Source organism: Paenibacillus sp. MAH-35 (assembly GCF_058135425.1).
The window spans coordinates 1-2,941 of the sequence record NZ_JBYUPU010000086.1; the positions used below are offsets into that span (position 1 = coordinate 1).

The following is a 2,941-nucleotide window of genomic DNA, read 5'->3' on the forward strand; positions in this document are numbered from 1 at the left end:
TAGGATAAGCCCTCGACCGATTAGTATTCGTCAGCTCCACACATTGCTGCGCTTCCACCCCGAACCTATCAACCTGGTCGTCTACCAGGGGTCTTACGAATTGGGAAATCTCATCTTGAGGGGGGCTTCACGCTTAGATGCTTTCAGCGCTTATCCCTTCCGTACGTAGCTACCCAGCTATGCCTCTGGCGAGACAACTGGTACACCAGCGGTACGTCCATCCCGGTCCTCTCGTACTAAGGACAGCTCCTCTCAAATTTCCTACGCCCACGACAGATAGGGACCGAACTGTCTCACGACGTTCTGAACCCAGCTCGCGTACCGCTTTAATGGGCGAACAGCCCAACCCTTGGGACCTACTTCAGCCCCAGGATGCGATGAGCCGACATCGAGGTGCCAAACCTCCCCGTCGATGTGGACTCTTGGGGGAGATAAGCCTGTTATCCCCAGGGTAGCTTTTATCCGTTGAGCGATGGCCCTTCCATTCGGTACCACCGGATCACTAAGCCCGACTTTCGTCCCTGCTCGACTTGTAGGTCTTGCAGTCAAGCTCCCTTATGCCTTTGCACTCTCCGAATGATTTCCAACCATTCTGAGGGAACCTTGGGGCGCCTCCGTTACTTTTTAGGAGGCGACCGCCCCAGTCAAACTGCCCGCCTGACACGGTCCCTCTACCGGGTCACGGTAGCAGGTTAGAACTCCAATACGATCAGGGTGGTATCCCAACGGCGCCTCCATCGAAGCTGGCGCTCCGACTTCCACGGCTCCCACCTATCCTGTACAGATCGTACCAAAGTCCAATATCAAGCTGCAGTAAAGCTCCATGGGGTCTTTCCGTCACGTCGCGGGTAACCTGCATCTTCACAGGTACTAAAATTTCACCGGATCTCTCGTTGAGACAGCGCCCAAGTCGTTACGCCATTCGTGCGGGTCAGAATTTACCTGACAAGGAATTTCGCTACCTTAGGACCGTTATAGTTACGGCCGCCGTTTACTGGGGCTTCGGTTCACAGCTTCGGGTTGCCCCTAACCGCTCCCCTTAACCTTCCAGCACCGGGCAGGCGTCAGCCCGTATACTTCGCCTTACGGCTTCGCACAGACCTGTGTTTTTGCTAAACAGTCGCTTGGGCCTTTTCACTGCGGCCCCCTCGGGCTATTCACCCTACCGAGGCACCCCTTCTCCCGAAGTTACGGGGTCATTTTGCCGAGTTCCTTAACGAGAGTTCTTCCGCGCGCCTTAGAATTCTCTTCCCACCCACCTGTGTCGGTTTGCGGTACGGGCACCTTCGCCTGGCTAGAGGCTTTTCTCGGCAGCTTGAGATCATGACCTTCGGTACTGCAATGTTCCCTCCCCGTCACAGCTCAGCCTTACGGTCAGCGGATTTGCCTACTGACCAGCCTTACTGCTTGGACAGACATCCATCAGTCTGCGTCACTACCCTTCTGCGTCACCCCATTGCTCGTAACGGCTTACGGTGGTACAGGAATGTCAACCTGTTGTCCATCGACTACGCCTTTCGGCCTCGCCTTAGGTCCCGACTTACCCTGAGCGGACGAGCCTTCCTCAGGAACCCTTAGGTTTTCGGCGGACTGGATTCTCACCAGTCTTTTCGTTACTCATACCGGCATTCTCACTTGTATGCACTCCACCAGTCCTTCCGGTCTGACTTCGACGCGCATACAACGCTCCCCTACCCAAGTACAACAAAGTTGTACGAGCCATAGCTTCGGTGGCGTGTTTAGCCCCGTTACATTTTCGGCGCAGAGTCACTCGACCAGTGAGCTATTACGCACTCTTTAAATGGTGGCTGCTTCTAAGCCAACATCCTGGTTGTCTGTGCAACTCCACATCCTTTCCCACTTAACACGCACTTGGGGACCTTAGCTGATGATCTGGGCTCTTTCCCTCTTGACGACGGATCTTAGCACTCGCCGTCTGACTCCCGGAATTCAAGTTTGCGGCATTCGGAGTTTGACTGGACTTGGTAACCCTTGGCGGGCCCCGCACCCAATCAGTGCTCTACCTCCGCGACTCATTTCCGAGGCTAGCCCTAAAGCTATTTCGGGGAGAACCAGCTATCTCCGAGTTCGATTGGAATTTCTCCGCTACCCCCACCTCATCCCCGAGCTTTTCAACGCTCGTGGGTTCGGGCCTCCAGTGCGTGTTACCGCACCTTCACCCTGGGCAGGGGTAGATCACACGGTTTCGGGTCTACGTCCACGTACTGATTCGCCCTATTCAGACTCGCTTTCGCTGCGGCTCCACCTCTTCGGCTTAACCTCGCACGGGAACGTAACTCGCCGGTTCATTCTACAAAAGGCACGCCATCAGCCGTTAATGGCCTCTGACTTTTTGTAAGCGCACGGTTTCAGGTTCTATTTCACTCCCCTCCCGGGGTGCTTTTCACCTTTCCCTCACGGTACTGCTTCGCTATCGGTCGCTAGGGAGTATTTAGCCTTGGCAGATGGTCCTGCCGGATTCCGACGGGGTTTCCCGTGCCCCGCCGTACTCAGGATCCGTCTAGGCATACGCAAGCTTTCGGTTACAGGGCTTTTACCTTCTGTGGCCGGCCTTTCCAGACCGCTTCGCCTAACCTGCTTTTGCCATATCGACGTCCTACAACCCCGATCCCCGAAGGGATCGGTTTGGGCTTTTCCGCGTTCGCTCGCCGCTACTGACGGAATCACGTTTGTTTTCTTTTCCTCCAGGTACTTAGATGTTTCAGTTCCCTGGGTGTGCCTCCATGCTGCCTATGTATTCAGCAACAGGTGACTGCGTATTACCGCAGCCGGGTTTCCCCATTCGGACATCCCCGGATCGAAGCCTGCTTACGACTCCCCGAGGCATTATCGTAGTTCGCCACGTCCTTCTTCGGCTCCTAGCGCCTAGGCATCCTCCGTGCGCCCTTATTAGCTTATCCAAGATTTTTGAATGTCCCGA

Annotated in this window: 1 rRNA gene; it reads right to left on the bottom strand. The window is 55.3% G+C overall.

What is annotated here, in order from left to right:
• Nucleotides 1–2,921, bottom strand: a 23S ribosomal RNA gene (locus AC3Y2E_RS34455).
• Nucleotides 2,922–2,941 lie beyond the last annotated feature (20 nt).